The sequence below is a fragment of the Acinetobacter sp. SM34 genome (assembly GCF_022012365.1).
Lineage (GTDB): Bacteria > Pseudomonadota > Gammaproteobacteria > Pseudomonadales > Moraxellaceae > Acinetobacter.
The window spans coordinates 59,805-77,746 of record NZ_JAKLTP010000009.1 but is presented as its reverse complement, the minus strand read 5'-3'; the positions used below and the strand labels follow the sequence as shown (position 1 = coordinate 77,746).

Annotated in this window: 19 protein-coding genes, 2 tRNA genes and 1 pseudogene; 11 read left to right on the top strand and 11 right to left on the bottom strand. The window is 42.1% G+C overall.

The features are described 5' to 3' along the window. Positions 1–135 precede the first annotated feature (135 nt). Both LZZ98_RS09235 and LZZ98_RS09230 read right to left on the bottom strand, forming a co-directional pair. Positions 136–534: a NirD/YgiW/YdeI family stress tolerance protein gene (locus tag LZZ98_RS09235; protein WP_237787596.1), complete on the bottom strand. Its 399-nt coding sequence runs from the start codon at positions 532–534 to the stop codon at positions 136–138. Positions 535–658: 124 nt separating this feature from the next. Then, positions 659–1,111 carry a DoxX family protein gene (locus LZZ98_RS09230; RefSeq protein ID WP_237787595.1) on the bottom strand — a complete coding sequence of 151 codons (453 nt, stop codon included), beginning with the start codon at positions 1,109–1,111 and terminating at the stop codon, positions 659–661. A gap of 194 nt (positions 1,112–1,305) precedes the next feature. On the opposite strand from LZZ98_RS09230, the gene LZZ98_RS09225 reads away from it, so the two are divergent. After that, the gene (locus LZZ98_RS09225; RefSeq protein ID WP_237787594.1) at positions 1,306–1,938 is read left to right on the top strand and encodes a DedA family protein; all 633 of its coding nucleotides are present in this window, start codon (positions 1,306–1,308) and stop codon (positions 1,936–1,938) included. Between the two features lie 27 nt (positions 1,939–1,965). On the opposite strand, the gene LZZ98_RS09220 is transcribed toward LZZ98_RS09225, so the two are convergent. From LZZ98_RS09220 to LZZ98_RS09200, 5 genes are all read right to left on the bottom strand, one after another. Further along, positions 1,966–2,556, bottom strand: a complete 591-nt coding sequence (locus tag LZZ98_RS09220) for a LysE family translocator (RefSeq protein WP_086176514.1) — start codon at positions 2,554–2,556, stop codon at positions 1,966–1,968. Positions 2,557–2,776: 220 nt separating this feature from the next. Next, positions 2,777–3,166: a hypothetical protein gene (locus tag LZZ98_RS09215; RefSeq protein WP_237787593.1), complete on the bottom strand. Its 390-nt coding sequence runs from the start codon at positions 3,164–3,166 to the stop codon at positions 2,777–2,779. Between the two features lie 15 nt (positions 3,167–3,181). Next, positions 3,182–4,018 carry a ParA family protein gene (locus tag LZZ98_RS09210; RefSeq protein WP_086176516.1) on the bottom strand — a complete coding sequence of 279 codons (837 nt, stop codon included), beginning with the start codon at positions 4,016–4,018 and terminating at the stop codon, positions 3,182–3,184. 82 nt (positions 4,019–4,100) lie between these two features. Next, on the bottom strand, positions 4,101–4,493 hold the full coding sequence (locus LZZ98_RS09205; RefSeq protein WP_237787592.1) for a SirB2 family protein: 393 nt from the start codon (positions 4,491–4,493) through the stop codon (positions 4,101–4,103). Between the two features lie 16 nt (positions 4,494–4,509). After that, on the bottom strand, positions 4,510–4,821 hold the full coding sequence (locus tag LZZ98_RS09200) for a BolA family protein (RefSeq protein ID WP_237787591.1): 312 nt from the start codon (positions 4,819–4,821) through the stop codon (positions 4,510–4,512). 234 nt (positions 4,822–5,055) lie between these two features. Here LZZ98_RS09200 and LZZ98_RS09195 point away from each other — a divergent pair. The 10 genes from LZZ98_RS09195 (at position 5,056) to LZZ98_RS09150 (ending at position 13,718) form a co-directional block, all read left to right on the top strand. After that, positions 5,056–5,128 (top strand) — tRNA-Gly (locus LZZ98_RS09195). Between the two features lie 48 nt (positions 5,129–5,176). Beyond that, positions 5,177–5,252, top strand: a tRNA-Gly gene (locus LZZ98_RS09190). 303 nt (positions 5,253–5,555) lie between these two features. Continuing rightward, positions 5,556–6,677 (top strand): bifunctional 3,4-dihydroxy-2-butanone-4-phosphate synthase/GTP cyclohydrolase II, encoded by a 1,122-nt coding sequence (gene ribBA, locus LZZ98_RS09185; protein ID WP_237787590.1) that lies wholly within the window; start codon positions 5,556–5,558, stop codon positions 6,675–6,677. An 11-nt stretch (positions 6,678–6,688) separates the two neighbouring features. Beyond that, positions 6,689–7,159, top strand: a complete 471-nt coding sequence (ribH, locus tag LZZ98_RS09180; RefSeq protein ID WP_237787589.1) for a 6,7-dimethyl-8-ribityllumazine synthase — start codon at positions 6,689–6,691, stop codon at positions 7,157–7,159. Positions 7,160–7,163: 4 nt separating this feature from the next. Next, the gene (gene nusB / locus LZZ98_RS09175) at positions 7,164–7,613 is read left to right on the top strand and encodes a transcription antitermination factor NusB (protein ID WP_086176520.1); all 450 of its coding nucleotides are present in this window, start codon (positions 7,164–7,166) and stop codon (positions 7,611–7,613) included. Positions 7,614–7,633: 20 nt separating this feature from the next. Next, positions 7,634–8,551: a thiamine-phosphate kinase gene (gene thiL / locus LZZ98_RS09170; protein WP_237787588.1), complete on the top strand. Its 918-nt coding sequence runs from the start codon at positions 7,634–7,636 to the stop codon at positions 8,549–8,551. Beyond that, the gene (locus tag LZZ98_RS09165; RefSeq protein WP_237787587.1) at positions 8,529–9,050 is read left to right on the top strand and encodes a phosphatidylglycerophosphatase A family protein; all 522 of its coding nucleotides are present in this window, start codon (positions 8,529–8,531) and stop codon (positions 9,048–9,050) included. The genes thiL and LZZ98_RS09165 overlap by 23 nt, the downstream gene beginning before the upstream one ends. 21 nt (positions 9,051–9,071) lie before the next feature. Next, positions 9,072–10,436: a bifunctional UDP-N-acetylglucosamine diphosphorylase/glucosamine-1-phosphate N-acetyltransferase GlmU gene (gene glmU, locus LZZ98_RS09160; RefSeq protein WP_237787586.1), complete on the top strand. Its 1,365-nt coding sequence runs from the start codon at positions 9,072–9,074 to the stop codon at positions 10,434–10,436. A 13-nt stretch (positions 10,437–10,449) separates the two neighbouring features. Continuing rightward, the gene (gene glmS / locus LZZ98_RS09155) at positions 10,450–12,288 is read left to right on the top strand and encodes a glutamine--fructose-6-phosphate transaminase (isomerizing) (protein ID WP_237787585.1); all 1,839 of its coding nucleotides are present in this window, start codon (positions 10,450–10,452) and stop codon (positions 12,286–12,288) included. Between the two features lie 62 nt (positions 12,289–12,350). Further along, complete coding sequence (locus LZZ98_RS09150; protein ID WP_237787584.1) at positions 12,351–13,718, top strand: phosphomannomutase CpsG; 1,368 nt, start codon at positions 12,351–12,353, stop codon at positions 13,716–13,718. A gap of 71 nt (positions 13,719–13,789) precedes the next feature. Here LZZ98_RS09150 and galE read toward each other — a convergent pair whose 3' ends face one another. The 4 genes and pseudogenes from galE to LZZ98_RS09130 all read right to left on the bottom strand — a co-directional run. Next, a complete protein-coding gene (gene galE / locus LZZ98_RS09145; protein ID WP_237787583.1) occupies positions 13,790–14,806 on the bottom strand; it encodes a UDP-glucose 4-epimerase GalE in 1,017 nt (338 codons plus the stop codon). After that, complete coding sequence (gene pgi, locus LZZ98_RS09140) at positions 14,799–16,472, bottom strand: glucose-6-phosphate isomerase (protein ID WP_237787582.1); 1,674 nt, start codon at positions 16,470–16,472, stop codon at positions 14,799–14,801. The genes galE and pgi overlap by 8 nt, the downstream gene beginning before the upstream one ends. Continuing rightward, on the bottom strand, positions 16,472–17,728 hold the full coding sequence (locus tag LZZ98_RS09135) for a nucleotide sugar dehydrogenase (protein ID WP_237787581.1): 1,257 nt from the start codon (positions 17,726–17,728) through the stop codon (positions 16,472–16,474). The genes pgi and LZZ98_RS09135 overlap by 1 nt, the downstream gene beginning before the upstream one ends. A gap of 14 nt (positions 17,729–17,742) precedes the next feature. After that, positions 17,743–17,937 (bottom strand): annotated as a pseudogene (locus LZZ98_RS09130) (UTP--glucose-1-phosphate uridylyltransferase); the annotation flags it as partial. Positions 17,938–17,942: the final 5 nt, after the last annotated feature.

The following is a 17,942-nucleotide window of genomic DNA, read 5'->3' as shown; positions in this document are numbered from 1 at the left end:
TGTTGTTTTAGCATTTTTCTATTTTCACGATTTGGATATCGTTCAATATCGTCCTGATAGATATTGGCCCACTCCATCAGTCTGATCTTGCCGTATGTTCTCTAAAACTTTGGTGATTAAGTAAAATTTTGCAGCTTAGTTTTGATTATACCAAAGCCATTGATCCTTACGATTTGCCAGTTTTTCTATTTTAACGACATCGATGTTGGTGGATTGGCCACTCTGGGTATCCACTTCACCCATCACTTTCACCTGATCATCGGCTTTTAAGCCCATCGGTTTCCAGAAATCATCATCTACCTCAATGTCAATTGAACCGGAACCATCTTTGAACTCAAAATGATCGCCCCGTATTCGTTTGACAATAACGCCGGATAAGGTCACTGCAGTTTCATCTGCCAGCTGTTTTGCTTCCGCAACCGTTACCATATTTTGGGTAGCTTCATTCACGATCATCTGATCACTTTTACCCGCCCAGGATGCTGTAGAAAACATTACACCAGAGATAAAAATTACCCATAACATTTGCTTCATGACTGACTCCACCTTGGTAGCTTCATCAAGCTTTATTGAAGCAAAGTTCTGGCAATTTGTACGCAGCTTTTATGTACTGTGCACAGCTTTTATGTAATTACAAAAAGGCCTGTACAAACTAGAATTAGCCTTCTATTTTCCTCAATTCTGGTGATGGTCTCTCTAGCATGTCATCTACACTGAATTTACCTGCACCGTGCAACATCAGGAACAATAGTCCACCAGTCATGGCAATATTTTTCATCAGGTGAATGGCATCATCCGGAGTCCCGGTGCCGTGGAAAATAAAGCCACAAATAAAGGTAAAAATGGCTAAGCCCAAGGCAGCCAGGCGGGCCTGGAAACCAAAAAGCAAGGCCAGACCACCGCCAGCGACGACCAGGATACTCAAAGGCAGCAGACTGGCCGGAACACCTTTAGACTCCATATACCCACCCGTTGCAGCATAAGCATTGATTTTCATCCAGCCCGAAGCCAGAAAAATATAAGCAATTAGCACACGCGCAACCAAGCTGGTAAAAGCATCGGTTTGTGAGCCTTGAAGTAAATTTTTTATTGTCATATTAGGATTAAACATGAGGTCACCTTTTGATTTTTGTTTTAATGACCTCTTCATCCTAAGCCTGTTTTTATCAGGGTCAATAAATAATTTGTAAGATAAATCGTTGCGAAAAAAGGGAAGGATGAAAATGCAATTAATTTTCTTTTTGGTACTGACTTTCATGCCCCAGACTGCTAGGATTTCAGCACATTTTTGCTGTCTGTAGCGCCATGGAACTGCTTGATTTTATCTTACACGTTGATGCCCATCTGCTCGAATTTATCACCGATTACGGCGTGTGGATTTATGCCATTCTCTTCTTGATTATTTTTGTGGAAACCGGTTTGGTGGTGATGCCATTCCTGCCGGGTGATAGCCTGCTGTTCGCTGCAGGGGCATTGGCGGCGTCTACAGGGGCAATGAATCCTTATGTACTGGTCATCTTGCTATTTGCTGCAGCAGTATTGGGCGATACCCTGAATTATCATATTGGTAAATTTATTGGGCCGCGTGTATTTGAAATTGAATCACGATTCATTAATAAAAAGCATTTAACCTATACGCAAAAATTCTTTGAAAAACACGGCGGTAAAACCATTATTTTTGCACGTTTTGTTCCTTTTGCCCGTACCTTTGCCCCATTTGTCGCCGGTGCAGGCCATATGAATTATAAATATTTCCTGAGTTTTAACGTGATTGGTGCCATTTGCTGGGTCGGTTCCTTTGTGACTCTGGGCTATCTATTTGGCAATATGCCAATTGTCAAAGACAATTTTACCCATCTGATTTTTGGCATCATTATTATTAGTGTCTTGCCGGGTATCATTGGTTTTATTCGCCAAAAGCTGAAAAAGACCGCTTAAACTCCTGTGTGGTATGTGAAATAAAAATTAAAAAAATCGAACCACTACAGGCAACATACACATAATGAGTAACATGGCCGATCCTTTATATAACAGATCGGCTTTTATTTGACTGGACTGACCTGCCAAAATTGCACGCCCAAAAGACATCCAGAACACTGCCGTAGGCAACAGCACCAAACTGAACGCCGCAAATACCAACACAAAATTAGTCGGATTGTTCCAGGTTTCAAGCGGTAGCACACCCGCAGCAAACAACAATGCTTTGGGATTTTTAAACGTTGAAAAGAACAGTTGCCGAGGTCGGATCGAATGATGACGTTGATTATGCTTTTCTAAATCTGAAGCTTTCCATAAATGAAAGGCCAGCCACACCACATAAATGGCGCTACAAAAATGCAGGATATGAATAAAGTTCGGCCAGACTGGACCACACAAATGAATGAGTAATGCCCACAAATTAATGGCATAAAAATAGCCAAGCAATTTTGCCGGAATAAACAGGCTGGTTTTGGCAATCCCTTGTTGATGTGCCGAGCTTGCAAGTAATGCATTGGTCGGACCCGGAATCATCAGCACCGCAATCACTGCCAATACAAAAAGCCAACTCTCGATCATAACTGCCTGATATCACCCTTAAACTGGGGCACACCTTATATGAAACCGATAAAAAGTGACAAGTATTTCTCGATAAAAAAACATCACCTGATGCGTTTAAAGATTACATTAAAAAATAACAACCAGTTGATATTAATAATATTTATATTGAAACATTTTGCTAATATTTTATCACCCTGCTGTCGGGTACAGTACCCCAACAGCGTGATAAATTGATGAATTATTGAACTTTCTTGCGAACAATAATAGGGCAATTTTTGAATTGCGCCGCCTGCACTACTGCTTCTTGCTCACCCAATAAACGTGCCAGTTCAGTATTTTTGGTATTTGAAGATTGTCCCATATTTACCGAAACACTCGGGCCAATTCCCCAACCGCCATGACTGCCCCAACCGCCGCCCACACCGACACCTACACCGACGCCAGTGCGTTTTGGTGCTTGCACACCATTGTCGATATATTGCTGAATACGGTTATATTCACTTTGCAATTGCTGGCAATTGAGTGCTTGATACTGGGTCGGAGAAACATAGCTCGGTTTCACCGTCGTTGCACAGGCACCCAATAAGACCGTACTTCCCAGAAGGAGGCTTAGATAAATCGTTTTCATGAGAAATCTCAATACTTATATATGCTCAATTTCATTGAACAACGATTGATAGGCTTGCGTCAATTTATGATCGGTTGCCAAATGGATTAAAGGCTGATTTTTCAGATGTGATTCTTTCATTAAGATGGAAGGCGGCAACATGCTATCTAACACCGGCAAGCTTTCATCTTTGAGCTGTTGCACCACTTCACGCGGTAATTTGGCCTGTGCCTGAAACTGGTTGACCACAATCCCTTCAATTTCCAGTCGGTCATTATGATCATCTTGAGTTTCAATGACATTTTCGATCAGGGTCTGCAAAGCGCGTTTGGAAAATACGTCACAATCAAAAGGAATCAGCACGCGACTGGCTGCAATCAGCGCCGATAGCGTGAAGAAGTTAAACGCAGGCGGAGTATCGATATAAACCCGGTCATACTGCCCTTCCAATTGTTGCAAGGCATCACGTAATTTATAAATCTTGTGTTTTGACTCTAAGGCATATGCCAGTGCACCCAAAGTGGGACTTGCAGGAATCACATCCAGATTTTTAAAAGGGGATTGGTGCACATAGCGCTCCAGACCTTTATCACGGCTCTTTAAAATAGAACCAATGGCATTGCCTAAAAGCCCCTTGCTTTGGGTCGTGCCCAGCACTTCTTCAAAATAGTTTTCAATATTCGGTTCCAGCGCCGGTTTATCTACCGTATAGGTCGCATCATCCCCCAATAGATATTGACTGGAATTGGCTTGTGGATCGAGATCAATCAGCAAGGTTTTCAAACCTTGATGTGCACTAATTGCCGCCAAATTCACTGCAATACTGGACTTGCCTACCCCACCTTTTTGATTAAAAACCACACGTATCAGCATTGGAATCCCCTATCATTTATAGTTATCTATGAATTGCAGTTTAACCTACACGCCTTGCGACTAGAATAATTATGTCTAACAATTAACCAAAATTCGGCTTAATCATCACCAGACTGATGAGGGCGATCAACGTAACCACCGCAATGGTCAAACCTGCGCGACGTTGTACCAATAAAATGCTGTCATCTTTTTTATAGGTTTTAATTAAAGATGACAGTAATACCAGGAACAACACAATTTTGGCATAGAACCAGGGCTGCACTTCAAAATGCTTAATTACCAAAGAAGTTAGCCCGGTCAAAATGATGACCGTCATAGCCAGATGCTGCCATGCCACCAAAAGTTTCCGTGCCACCGGATTCGGTTGATTACCCCGTACCCCAACAAATAAAGTCAAACCACGTGCAATGATTGCCCCAATTAACAGGGTCACGGCAATCATATGCACAATTTTAACGGTTAACTGCAAATCCATTGTTTAATCTTCCTTCTTATTCAACTTTTGGTGCATGCGCACATTCAGGACTGGGTGTTGCTTGTCCTTGCCATTCCGATGGCACAAAAGCATGAATTGCCAGTGCATGAATACGCTCGGGAGCTAGCAAGTCCCCAGCAGCCGCATAGATTTTTTGATGACGTTGTACTAAACGTAAGCCTTGGAAAATGTCACTGACCACAATCACCTTAAAATGTGATTCTTTACCGGGGAAATAGCCGCCATGACCCGATGATTCGTTCACCACCTCTAAATGCAGCGGCGACAAATCTTGCAGGCACTGAATCAGTTGCTGTTCTATATTCACAATAACACTCCCAAATAACTCAATCTTTGGCTTCAGTATAACGTGTTCCGATTCAATCTTCGTGCCCGTCACAGCAATCATTTATCCATTTCAAGCGAAAAGTCGGATTTCCAATCTCAATCTTGTTTAGAAAATCAGCAAACATGGACAAAATGGTTTTATTTTATGCAATTGATACAAGTTTTTTCACAAAGTTATTGACCCTATTTTTGCATAATGTATTATACACGGCATGCGGGAATAGCTCAGTTGGTAGAGCATAACCTTGCCAAGGTTGGGGTCGGGAGTTCGAGTCTCCTTTCCCGCTCAAAATTTTTTCATTTAGTTTTTTCACTTAAAAAACTTTATAGACTCCGCGGGAATAGCTCAGTTGGTAGAGCATAACCTTGCCAAGGTTGGGGTCGGGAGTTCGAGTCTCCTTTCCCGCTCCAGATTCAAAAAAGCCCTGATCGAAAGATTAGGGCTTTTTTTATACCGGTAGCGTACGTAACCCAACAAATCAGCATCATTTTGCATAAGCTTGTCATTATTTATGTATTTCAACTGCTTAAAGATTCAGCATAATCGCTGCTTTTTAAAATAAAGTCCCCTTTTCAACTGTTCAGGCACTGTGTATAACAATGAACCATGAATGGAAACCAATAAGCATAGGCAAACATCGTAAAAAAACGGTAGACTATGCAACAATCAATGTAAGCAAAATGTCGTTCAAGACAACAAGAAGGTGAAGATTGATGCCGCTCAATACAGTTGAAGAGCTTGTAGCAGATATCCGTGCAGGAAAAATGGTTATCCTGATGGATGATGAAGATCGTGAAAATGAAGGCGACCTGGTCATTGCTGCAACTCACGTACGTCCTGAAGACATCAATTTTATGATCACGCACGCCCGTGGTCTGGTTTGCCTGACCTTGAGTCGCGACCGTTGTCAGCAGCTCAACCTGCCTTTAATGGTTGATGCGAACGGTGCACAACACGGTACTAACTTCACGTTATCAATCGAAGCTGCAAAAGGCATTTCAACAGGTATTTCCCCTGCTGAACGTGCGCACACCATTCAAACTGCGGTTGCGGCACATGCAAAACCGGCAGATATCGTTCAGCCAGGCCATATCTTTCCATTAATGGCTCAGCCAGGTGGCGTATTGCATCGTGCTGGCCATACTGAAGCTGGCTGTGACTTATCTCGTCTTGCGGGTCTTGAACCTGCTTCTGTGATTTGTGAAATTATTAATGAAGACGGCAGCATGGCACGCCGTCCTGACCTTGAAGTTTTCGCAGAAAAACATGGTCTAAAAATCGGGACTATTGCGGATTTAATCCATTACCGCATGACCAATGAACAGACCGTTGAACGTCTGGATCAACAAACCTTAGATACTGAATATGGTACTTTTGAATTATTCCGTTACCGTGAAATTGGTAACCCAGATATTCATTTGGCCCTGGTAAAAGGCGAACCGAAACAAGGTGTGACCACTGTACGTGTGCATGGTTTTAGTCCGGCACGTGACTTGCTTAAAATCAACAAGCAAGATGGCGAACCTGCCTGGAATTTAGATAAAGCGCTGAAAACTATTGCAGATAGTGATCGCGGTGTATTGGTGTGGATTGGTCAACGCCATTTACAGGATCTAGGTCCTGCGCTGGAAAGTTTAAGTGCGCCAAAACCAACCAAATCAAATGCTGCGCTATCTCAGCAATACCAAACCATTGGTGTCGGCGCACAGATTTTACGTGATTTAGGCGTAGAGAAAATGAAGCTGCTCAGCTCACCTTTACGTTTTAATGCACTATCAGGTTTTAACTTAGAAGTGGTGGAATACATCACCGCAAATCAAACAACACAGAAATAATCGAGGTTGCTATGGCAATTCGCCGTATTGAAGGTATGTTACATCTCGCTAGCGAAGGCCGTTATGCGATTTTAGTGGGTCGTTTTAATAGTTTTGTTGTAGAACATCTATTAGAAGGTGCAATTGATACATTGAAACGTCATGGTGTATCAGAGGATAATATCACCGTTGTTCACGCACCTGGCGCCTGGGAACTTCCAGTAGTGGCTAAAAAACTTGCCGCTTCAGATCGTTTTGATGCAATTATTGCCCTTGGCGCAGTGATTCGTGGTAGCACGCCTCACTTCGATTTTGTTGCTGGTGAATGTGCCAAAGGTTTAGGCGTGGTTGGTCTGGACACTGGCTTACCAGTAATTAATGGTGTATTGACTACGGATAGTATTGAACAAGCGATTGAACGCTCGGGTACAAAAGCAGGTAATAAAGGTGGTGAAGCTGCCCTTACTGCAATTGAAATGGTTAACTTGTTAAAGGCTATTTAACGCTATGTCGCAAACACTTCAAGCAACTTATGCAGCAAAACGCAAAGCACGTCGTTTTGCTGTACAAGGAATTTATGAATGGCAGATGAGCCACAATCCGGTACATGAGATTGAAGCACGTACACGTGTGGAAAATGCCATGCACAAAGTGGATCTCGGCTATTATCATGAATTGTTGACTCAAGTGGTTGCCAATCATGAAGCATTGGATGCGCTCTTAATCCCTGTGCTTGACCGCGAAGTGAGCGCCCTTGATGGCGTTGAACTTGCAACCCTTCGTCTCGGTGCGTATGAACTCAAAGACCATCTTGAAGTTCCTTACCGTGTTGTTTTAGACGAAGCGATTGAGCTTGCTAAACACTTTGGCGGTGCAGACAGCCATAAATACATCAATGGTGTATTGGACCGTTTAGCAACCAGCTTACGTGCAGCAGAAAAGCAACAAGCCGACTAATTTTTCAGTAGATTTGTTGTATGGCTGAGTTCTCGATCATTGATACTTATTTTAATCGGCAGAACAATTCATCTGTCGATTTAGGTGTCGGTGACGACTCAGCCTTGCTCACCCCTCCTCCACAGCAACAATTGGTGATTTGTACCGATACTCTGGTTGCTGGACGACACTTCCCTCTCGATACCAATCCGCATGCCATTGGCTGGAAATCTGTCGCTGTCAATTTATCTGACATTGCCGCGATGGGTGCCAAACCGCAGAGCATTTTACTGGCATTGAGCCTAGCCCAAATTGATCATGACTGGCTCAAAGGCTTTAGTCAGGGCTTATATGATTGCTGCGATCAATTTGGGGTGAGTTTAATTGGTGGCGATACCACCCAAAGTCCTCATCTCACCATTTCTGTCACAGCACTTGGCTGGATAGAAACCGGCAAAGCCATCACACGCTCAGGCGCACAAGTCGGTGATTATGTCTGTGTCTCTGGCACAGTCGGTGATGCTGCATTTGCTTTGCACAATTTAGGACATCCGCTACAACAGCGTCTGGATTATCCAACGCCACGTTGTCAGCTCGGTCAAAAGTTAAAAGGCCTGGCATCCAGCATGATAGATGTGTCTGATGGATTAGCACAAGATTTGGGCCATATTTTAAAAGCATCAAAAGTCGGCGCCACGCTTGAATTAAATCAGCTACCAATCAGTCCAGATTTACAAAATTTAACTCAAGAACAGCAATGGCAATATGCTCTCGCGGGTGGCGATGACTATGAGTTATGCTTTACAATAAGCCCGCAAAATTACGAAAAGCTTTTGCAACAACAATTAGATGTCAACATTAGCAAAATTGGACAAATTGACCAAAAAACTGAGTTAACTTTTGTGCAGGATGGCGTAGATCATTCGCTGCAATTTCATGGATATCAACACTTTGCATAAACCTGCGATTCATTTTAAAGACATGTCCTGGTACAACCGCTTTATCGTTTTTTGCGGTGTTGGATTTGGTTCCGGGTTGTTACCCAAAGCGCCGGGCACTTTTGGTTCGGCCGTTGCATTGCTGTTTATTCCTGCCTGGCTTGCAATTGGCTTTACAGCCTCCATTATTGCCATGATTTTAATGTCATTTATTGGCATTTATATTTGTGGGCAAACTGCTAAAGTAATGGGCGTACATGACGATGGCCGTATTGTTTGGGATGAATTTGCAGGACAGTCGATTACCTTCCTGCCCCTGATTTACTTCGCAAAAATGAGCTGGCTTTGGGTGCTCGTCGGATTTGCCCTGTTCCGCTTATTCGATGTCTGGAAACCCTGGCCTATTCGTGTCATCGACCGTCAAGTCGGTGGCGGTTTCGGCATTATGTTTGACGATATTATTGCTGGCATTTGGGCCGCAATCTGTATTCTCGTGTACCTCAACATTTCAATGGCTTAAGCCAAGTTTTTAAGGTGTATTATGTCAACTTCTGTGATTATTCTTGCTGCCGGTAAAGGAACTCGAATGCGTTCGAGCTTACCCAAAGTATTGCAGCCGCTCGCAGGACGCCCTCTACTCGGTCATGTCATTGAAACTGCTAAAAAATTAAATGCCAAAAATATTATTACCATTTTTGGACACGGCGGTAATTTAGTTCAACAAGCCTTTGCACAGGAAAATGTTCAATGGGTAGAACAAGCCGAACAGCTGGGTACAGGTCATGCGGTTAAAGTCACTTTACCGGTTCTTCCTAGCGATGGCGTTTCACTGATTCTATCGGGTGATGTGCCTTGCATTACACAAGAAACATTAGAAAAGCTGTTAACTGTTTCACGTGAAACAGGAATTGGCCTGGTGACATTAACCCTGGCTGATGCTACCGGTTATGGCCGTATCGTACGTGAAAACAATAAAATTCAGGCCATTGTTGAACATAAAGACGCAAGTGATGCACAGCGTCAAATTAAAGAAATTAATACCGGAATTTACTGTGTCAGCAACGCCAAATTGCATCAATGGTTGCCAAAATTGAGCAATGAAAATGCCCAAGGTGAATATTACCTGACGGATATCGTGGCGATGGCCATTGCTGATGGCTTAGAAGTCGCATCGGTTGAACCAGAATTAGCTTTTGAAGTTGAAGGTGTAAACGACCGTATTCAGCTTGCCGCTCTAGAGCGTGAATTTCAAAATGATCAAGCTAAAAAACTTATGCAGCAAGGGGTGCATTTAATTGATCCTACCCGCTTCGACTTACGTGGCAATCTTACAGTCGGTCAAGATGTGCGGATTGACATCAATGTGATCATTGAAGGTGACTGCGAGTTGGGTGATCATGTAGAAATTGGTGCCGGCTGTGTGATTAAGAATACCAAGATTGCTTCAGGCACCAAGGTTCAACCCTACAGTATCTTCGATAATGCAATTGTTGGTGAAGATGCACAAATCGGTCCATTTGCACGCTTACGTCCAGGTGCCAAACTGGCGAATGAAGTGCATATTGGCAACTTTGTTGAAGTGAAAAATTCCACAATTGGCCTCGGCTCTAAAGCCAATCACTTTACCTATTTAGGTGATGCCGAAGTCGGTGCAGGTTCAAATATTGGTGCGGGTACCATTACCTGCAATTATGATGGGGCCAATAAATTTAAAACCATTATTGGTGATTCAGCCTTTATCGGCTCGAACAGCTCACTGGTTGCTCCAGTCAGTATTGGCAATGGTGCCACTGTGGGTGCTGGCTCAGTCATCACACGCGATGTCGCAGAAAATAGTTTGGCCTTTGAACGATCTAAACAAGTGACTAAAGAAAACTATCAACGCCCCCAAAAACTGAAAAAATAAGAGGATTATAAATATGTGCGGAATTGTCGGTGGCGTTGCAGAACGTAATATTAGCAATATTTTAATTGAAGGCCTGAAGCGCCTTGAATACCGTGGCTATGATTCAGCTGGGGTTGCGCTAATTAATGGTGGTCATGTCCTGCGCGAACGTCGTGTGGGTAAAGTGATTAACCTGGAACAAGCCGTGAGTGAATCGAATATTGAAGGTTCACTAGGTATTGCGCATACCCGTTGGGCAACGCATGGTAAACCGACTGAAAACAATGCCCATCCGCATGTTTCAGGTACCGTGGCTGTGGTTCACAACGGTATTATTGAAAACTATCAAGAACTGAAAGATGATCTTGAAGCATTGGGCTATGTGTTTACTTCACAAACGGATACCGAAGTTGTCGCGCATTTGGTCAATGATGCATTGAAATCAACCTCTAGCCTTTTAGAAGCGGTTCAACAGGTTGTTCCTCAGCTCAAAGGTGCATATGCGCTGGGAATCGTACATACCGATCATCCTGATGAACTGATTACTGTTCGTGAAGGTTCGCCACTTGTTATTGGTGTAGGAATTGGCGAAAACTTTATTAGTTCAGACCAACTGGCCCTGCTCCCAATTACCAACCGTTTCATTTACCTGGAAGAAGGTGATATTGCACGTTTAACACGCAATAGTATTGAAGTGTTTGTGAACGGGCAATTGGTGAATCGTCCAGTAAAAGAACTGGATGCAACAGTCAGCAATGCGTCTAAAGGTGAATATAAGCACTACATGCTCAAAGAAATTTATGAGCAACCTGAAGCGATTCAGCAGACCATTTCCCAAGCATTAAATGGCAACGATTTACGCGAAGACTTTTTAAAAAATTCGGTTGCTGATTTTGAAAAGATTCAACAAGTGCAAATTATTGCCTGTGGTACCAGCTACCATGCCGGCATGATTGCAAAATACTGGTTTGAGCAGCTGATTGACCTGCCTTGCCAGGTGGAAATTGCCAGCGAATTCCGTTACCGCACGCCTGTGATTGTCAATAACACACTGTATGTATGTATTTCTCAATCCGGTGAAACTGCCGATACCTTGGCTGCACTGCGTGATACTCAAAAACGCGCTGCTGCAAAAAATTTAAACATTAGCACCATGACCATTTGTAATGTGGCTACCTCTTCTATGGTGCGTGAAACCAATCATAGCCTGTTAACCTTGGCTGGACCTGAAATTGGCGTTGCTTCAACCAAAGCATTTACCACGCAACTTGCTGCACTTCTGCTGTTAGTTTTAAAAATTGGTCAAGTGAAGCAAAGTATCTCGGCTGAACAAATTACTGCCATTACCACTGATTTATGGCATACCCCTAAAGTCATTTTAGATACCTTACAACAAGATAAAGACATTTTGCGTTTATCTGAATTGTTTGTAGAAAAACAGCACTGCCTGTTTTTAGGTCGTGGTACCGAATTCCCGATTGCCTTGGAAGGTGCACTGAAACTGAAAGAGATTTCATATATTCATGCAGAAGGATATGCAGCAGGTGAACTGAAACATGGTCCATTGGCACTGGTGGACAATGACATGCCGGTGGTGATTCTTGCTCCACAAGACGACATGCTCGACAAACTTAAATCCAATATGGAAGAAGTTCAGGCCCGTGGTGGTGAACTGTTTGTCTTTGCCGATGAAAACAGTGGTATTAAAGGAAAAGACCGCCAACATGTAGTTCATGTGCCAAGTATCAGCCCGGTTCTTGCGCCTATTGTTTATAGTATTCCGGTGCAGCTCCTGTCTTACCATGTCGCAGTCTTACGTGGTACGGATGTCGATCAACCACGCAACCTGGCAAAATCGGTAACGGTTGAATAATAAATTTTGATATAAGGCTGGGTAACCAGCCTTTTTATTGTAAAGAAAAAGAGTAAAACAACATGCCCCTTACTTGCTTTAAAGCCTATGATATTCGTGGAAAATTAGGTGAAGAATTAAACGAAGACATAGCCTATAAAATTGGTCGAGCTTATGGGCAAATCTATCAACCTAAAACAGTGGTGATCGGTTGTGATATTCGCTTGAGCAGTGAAGATCTTAAACAAGCGACCATCAAGGGCTTAAATGATGCAGGTGTTAACGTACTCGATTTAGGTATGACTGGAACTGAAGAAGTTTATTTCGGGGCTTTCCACCTAGATGTTCAAGGTGGCATTGAAATTACGGCCAGTCATAATCCAATGGATTATAATGGCATGAAACTGGTACGTGAAAATGCACGTCCAATCAGTGCAGACACTGGTCTAAAAGACATTCAGGCATTGGCTGAAACCAATTCATTCGCAGATATTGCAGTCAAAGGTAGCACTGAAAAATACAACATTCTGGCTGAATTTGTAGATCATTTGATGACCTACATTAATCCTGCAAAAATTAAACCTTTAAAACTGGTTGTGAATGCAGGTAATGGGGCAGCAGGTCATGTGATTGATGTAATTGAAGAAAAATTCAAAGTACTCAATGTACCGGTAGAATTTATTAAAATTCATCATGAAGCTGACGGTACCTTCCCGAATGGTATCCCCAATCCACTGCTTGTTGAAAACCGTGACAGTACACGTGATGCCGTGATTGAGCATGCAGCAGACATGGGTTTGGCTTGGGATGGTGACTTCGACCGCTGCTTCCTGTTTGATGAAAAAGGTCAGTTTATTGAAGGTTATTACATCGTTGGTTTATTGGCACAAGCGTTCTTGCTTAAACAATCAGGTGAAAAAATTGTGCATGATCCACGCTTGGTATGGAACACCTTTGATGTGGTTGAACAATACAAAGGTGAAGCGATTCAATCCAAATCAGGTCACTCATTCATTAAAGAAAAAATGCGTGAACACAATGCGGTTTACGGCGGTGAAATGAGTGCTCATCACTATTTCCGTGATTTTGCTTATTGTGACAGCGGCATGATCCCATGGCTGTTGGCTATTTCTGTATTATCTGAAACAGGACAATCTTTATCTTCACTGGTTGAAGGCATGATTGCCAAATTTCCATGTTCGGGTGAAATCAACTTTAAAGTTGCAAACACGCAAGCCACCATTCAAAAGATTTTTGATCACTTCGCCGATCAAAATCCTGCCATTGATCATACGGACGGGGTCAGCCTGGATTTTGGTGCATGGCGTTTTAATGTCCGTGCTTCCAATACCGAACCTTTACTGCGTTTGAATATTGAAAGTCGCCGTGATCAAAAACCACGACCAATCCAAGATTATGTCAATGAGTTAACCCTGATGATTCAAGGTTAAAACTTCCAGATCAAGCGCCATAAAAATGGGAGCAATTTGCTCCCATTTTTATTCATGCAATTTTAAGCATTTTAGCGATAGCCATTCGGATTCTGCTTCTGCCAGTTCCAGCTGTCCTCCAGCATATCTTCCAGAGTATATTGCGGTTTCCAGCCTAACTCTTGCACAGCACGGGTATTGTCTGCAAATGAAGTCGCCACATCGCCTTCACGACGCGGCTCAATGCTATAGGCGACCAGCACATGATTGACCCCTTCAAATGTTTTCACCACTTCCAAAACCGAAGAACCCTGACCGGTTCCAATATTCCAGGCACGACAACCTTGAGTATTTAAACGATTATTCAAGGCACATAAATGCGCATTGGCCAAATCGACCACATGGATATAATCGCGCACTCCGGTGCCGTCAACGGTATCGTAATCATTGCCGAAAATACACAGTTTTTCACGACGGCCCACTGCAACCTGAGTAACAAAAGGCATCAAGTTATTCGGAATGCCTTGCGGATCTTCTCCAATACGACCACTTTTATGCGCACCGACCGGGTTGAAATAACGCAGTAAGGCAATCGACCAGCGTTCATCTGCCACGGATAATTTCTGTAAAAGCTGTTCAACAATCAGTTTGGTATAACCATAGTTATTACTTGGCATACCTGTAGGCATGTCTTCATTTAAAGGTGATACATTGGCCTCATCATACACTGTGGCCGATGAACTAAAGACTAAATTAAATACTGCTGCGCGCTCCATTGCCCGTACTAGTTGAATGGAGCCAGAAATATTATTATCAAAATAGGCAAGCGGAATTTGCTGACTTTCCCCTACGGCTTTTAAACCGGCAAAATGAATCACGGCATCAATTTGATACTGTTGAAAAACCTGATCTAAAACTTGTGCATCACGAATGTCACCTTGCACAAAAGTTAAAGTTTTCCCGCTGATCTGTTGCACTCGATTTAAAGATTCTTCCGAACTATTGCAAAGATTATCCAGAACAATGACATCATGCCCTGCATTTAATAATTCAACACAGGTGTGCGAACCAATATAGCCTGCACCGCCCGTCACTAAAATTTTAGCCATGTGTTTTTCCTAACAATATTTTTAATAAACCTTGGGTTGAGGCATCTAAATCTGAAATATTTTGGCGATCCCCGTTTAAAATGGGTAGTAGCTGATTGGCAATTTCTTTGCCCTTTTCAACGCCCCATTGATCAAAGGGATTAATATTCCACAGTACAGATTGCACGAATACTTTGTGCTCATACATTGCAATCAACATGCCTAAACTGTATGGATTTAACTCTTGCATCAAAATAGTTGTACTTGGCTGATTGCCTTCATATTGCTTATATTCCGGCAAAGATGCCAGTTCCTTTTGATCCAACGCTTGATTACCAAATGCCAGTAAGCGTGATTGAGCCAAGCAGTTTGATAATGCCAAATGATGCTGTTCGATCAATGCATCTGCATTATCGACATAGGTAAATTGATTTCCGTTATAACGTTTAACAGGTGCAATAAAATCACTACTTACAGATTGAGTCCCTTGATGAAGAAGTTGATAAAATGCATGCTGTGCATTCGGTCCCACTTCCCCCCAAACAATTGGGCAAGTATCCCATTCAACTTTTTCACCACTCCGTTGAATCGACTTACCGTTAGACTCCATTTCTAACTGTTGTAGATAAGCTGCAAAATATTTCAAACGACCATCGTAGGGCAATACTGCATGGGTTTGGATATCTAAAAAATTATTGTTCCATGCACCTAATAACCCCATAAGCACAGGAATATTTTTTGCAAATGGTGCAGTTTGGAAATGCTGATCGATTGCATAAGCACCGGCCAATAATTGTTTAAATCCATCTACCCCAATGGTTAAGGCAATCGGTAAGCCAATACATGACCAGAGTGAATAACGGCCACCGACCCAATCCCAAAGTAAGAATTGATTTTCAGGTGCAATTCCCCATTCGATCATTTTTTCAGGCTTAGTTGATACCCCAATAAAATGATGTTTCAGAATTTGCGATTCTTGACCTAAGAATTTTTCCAACCAAAGACGAACAGTTTGCGCATTTGATAATGTATCAATTGTGCCAAATGACTTAGATGAAATAATAAATAGCGTCGTTTCAGGACGCAGCTTATGCAATAAATCTGAAAGTTGGCTACCATCAATGGTCGATACAAAATGCGTATTTAATGGTCTTTGCGTTGTTTTTTTAAAATCAGACAAAGCGTGACTAACCATCAACGGTCCCAGGTCTGAACCACCGACCCCAATATTCACCACATCTTGAATCACTTCACCGGTCGCACCACGATATTGCCCCCCATGAATTTTATTGACCAGCTTAAACATCCGCTCTAATTGTTCATGAACTTGATCGGCAATTTCAGGATGTTGAGCTCCATGTTTAGGCAAACGTAGTGCCCAATGCATCGCTGCACGTTGTTCGGTATAGTTAATTTCTTCACAAGAAAATAAGCGTTTAATCCAGGGTGCCAGGTCTTGTGCATGTGCCCACTGAACCAAAGCTTTAATCACCTTGTGATCAACTCGATGTTTACTAAAATCGTAAACGATTGGCTCTAAAGCCACAGAAAAATGTTGAAAACGTGCCGTATCTTCTGCAAATAGTTCAGTTAAGTGTTTAGACTCAAATTCATCTTTCAATGTATTTAAGTAAGCAATGACTGAGTTTAAATCCTTTACAGAATAAGGATGAATCTGCCCGACCATTAACGCCCTACTCCCATATAAGTAAAGCCTTGGGCTTTAACATAGCGAGGGTCATAAATATTTCGACCATCCAAAATCAGGGGATGTTTCATTATTTTGAGTAAGTCTGAGTAATTCGGACTCCAATATTGCTTCCATGCTGTCAATAAACAAAGAGCATGTGCATCTTGAGCAGCCTCATACTGGTCTGTACAGTAAATTAAATCTGAACGGTGACTATATACCTTTTCAATTTCAGCCAGTGCTTGAGGATCATGTAGTTTGACCACTACACCTTGTGCCCAAAGTGCTTTTAACATGACATGAATGGGGGACTGCTGGATCCGTGCGGTATTCTCTTTAAATGCAGCCCCCCAAATTGCAACAGTTTTGCCTGCTAAATCACCATGGTAATAATTCCATAATTTACGGAATAAAAGCTCTTTTTGTTGCTCATTGATATCCCATACCTGAGAGAGCAATTGACTTTTAGTACCTGTATCTGACACAGTATTAGAAAGTGTCAGAATATCATGTGAAAAGTTCTCACCCCCAAAACCTGCACCAGGGTATAAATATGATGCACCGATACGGTTATCGGCTCCCATGCCCTGACGGACATGCTCAATATCAATACCTAGCTTTTCTGCAACTACAGCTAAATCATTGATATAACTAATACGTGTTGCCAACATGCCTGAAATGCTGAGTTTGGTGAATTCAGCATCAAGTACAGGCATAAATAAATATTGTTGTTCGCGTGGAAATAAGGGTCGTAATAATTCTTTGATTTTAATTTGGCTAGATTCAAGAACACAACCAACAATGAGCTGTTTGGCCTGAACTAAACTTTGTAAAGCATTGCCTTCTTGAATAATGTCAGGTAAATACACCCATTCATCCTGATTGAGAATTTTTTCAAATTTTTCTGTGCCATGTAAACCTAAAGTTGAGCCATTAATCATTAATTTAGGATGAATAATGGTGCGCTGTTTAATTTCTTTTAAAATCTCAATGCCTTGTGCTTCTTCAGTAGGATTAAAACTAAAGAGGTAAGCATCTATATCTAAAGGAATATCATTAAAGTTACAGTATCTTAAAAATCCATTTTGTTGCTGCTTATCAAGTAATTGCTTGACCGCTTCATCTTGGGTATAAGCCTGCTCTAAAGTTGGCTTTTTCAGTAGTTCACACCAAAAAACCTGATGACCACTTTCTGCTAATAAAGCAGCCAACACACCTGCGTAAAGGGTTTGTCCAAATATTGCAACTTTCATAGAAATTCCTAATTTTATAATTCTAGTTCTTTAATTAAGTCTTTAAATGTATTATCGAGTTTAGGATGGTCTACACCATAATGTAGTACTGCCCTTAAATAGCCAATCTTATTTCGACTGTCAAAAATCTGCCCTTTCATTCGATAAGCTTCTACAGTATCCATTTGCTGTAACATTACAATCCCATCTGTCAGCTGAATTTCATTACCGATAT

What these genes read in the sequence shown, in the direction of transcription:
- LZZ98_RS09220 (WP_086176514.1), bottom strand. Translation starts at nt 2,556, where the DNA reads ATGATCGAGAGTTGGCTTTTTGTATTGGCAGTGATTGCGGTGCTGATG.
- LZZ98_RS09135 (WP_237787581.1), bottom strand. Translation starts at nt 17,728, where the DNA reads ATGAAAGTTGCAATATTTGGACAAACCCTTTACGCAGGTGTGTTGGCT.
- LZZ98_RS09225 (WP_237787594.1), top strand. Translation starts at nt 1,306, where the DNA reads ATGGAACTGCTTGATTTTATCTTACACGTTGATGCCCATCTGCTCGAA.
- LZZ98_RS09230 (WP_237787595.1), bottom strand. Translation starts at nt 1,111, where the DNA reads ATGTTTAATCCTAATATGACAATAAAAAATTTACTTCAAGGCTCACAA.
- LZZ98_RS09165 (WP_237787587.1), top strand. Translation starts at nt 8,529, where the DNA reads ATGGATATCAACACTTTGCATAAACCTGCGATTCATTTTAAAGACATG.
- pgi (WP_237787582.1), bottom strand. Translation starts at nt 16,472, where the DNA reads ATGGTCGGGCAGATTCATCCTTATTCTGTAAAGGATTTAAACTCAGTC.
- LZZ98_RS09215 (WP_237787593.1), bottom strand. Translation starts at nt 3,166, where the DNA reads ATGAAAACGATTTATCTAAGCCTCCTTCTGGGAAGTACGGTCTTATTG.
- ribH (WP_237787589.1), top strand. Translation starts at nt 6,689, where the DNA reads ATGGCAATTCGCCGTATTGAAGGTATGTTACATCTCGCTAGCGAAGGC.
- LZZ98_RS09205 (WP_237787592.1), bottom strand. Translation starts at nt 4,493, where the DNA reads ATGGATTTGCAGTTAACCGTTAAAATTGTGCATATGATTGCCGTGACC.
- glmU (WP_237787586.1), top strand. Translation starts at nt 9,072, where the DNA reads ATGTCAACTTCTGTGATTATTCTTGCTGCCGGTAAAGGAACTCGAATG.
- thiL (WP_237787588.1), top strand. Translation starts at nt 7,634, where the DNA reads ATGGCTGAGTTCTCGATCATTGATACTTATTTTAATCGGCAGAACAAT.
- LZZ98_RS09210 (WP_086176516.1), bottom strand. Translation starts at nt 4,018, where the DNA reads ATGCTGATACGTGTGGTTTTTAATCAAAAAGGTGGGGTAGGCAAGTCC.
- galE (WP_237787583.1), bottom strand. Translation starts at nt 14,806, where the DNA reads ATGGCTAAAATTTTAGTGACGGGCGGTGCAGGCTATATTGGTTCGCAC.
- LZZ98_RS09235 (WP_237787596.1), bottom strand. Translation starts at nt 534, where the DNA reads ATGAAGCAAATGTTATGGGTAATTTTTATCTCTGGTGTAATGTTTTCT.
- LZZ98_RS09150 (WP_237787584.1), top strand. Translation starts at nt 12,351, where the DNA reads ATGCCCCTTACTTGCTTTAAAGCCTATGATATTCGTGGAAAATTAGGT.
- glmS (WP_237787585.1), top strand. Translation starts at nt 10,450, where the DNA reads ATGTGCGGAATTGTCGGTGGCGTTGCAGAACGTAATATTAGCAATATT.
- nusB (WP_086176520.1), top strand. Translation starts at nt 7,164, where the DNA reads ATGTCGCAAACACTTCAAGCAACTTATGCAGCAAAACGCAAAGCACGT.
- ribBA (WP_237787590.1), top strand. Translation starts at nt 5,556, where the DNA reads ATGCCGCTCAATACAGTTGAAGAGCTTGTAGCAGATATCCGTGCAGGA.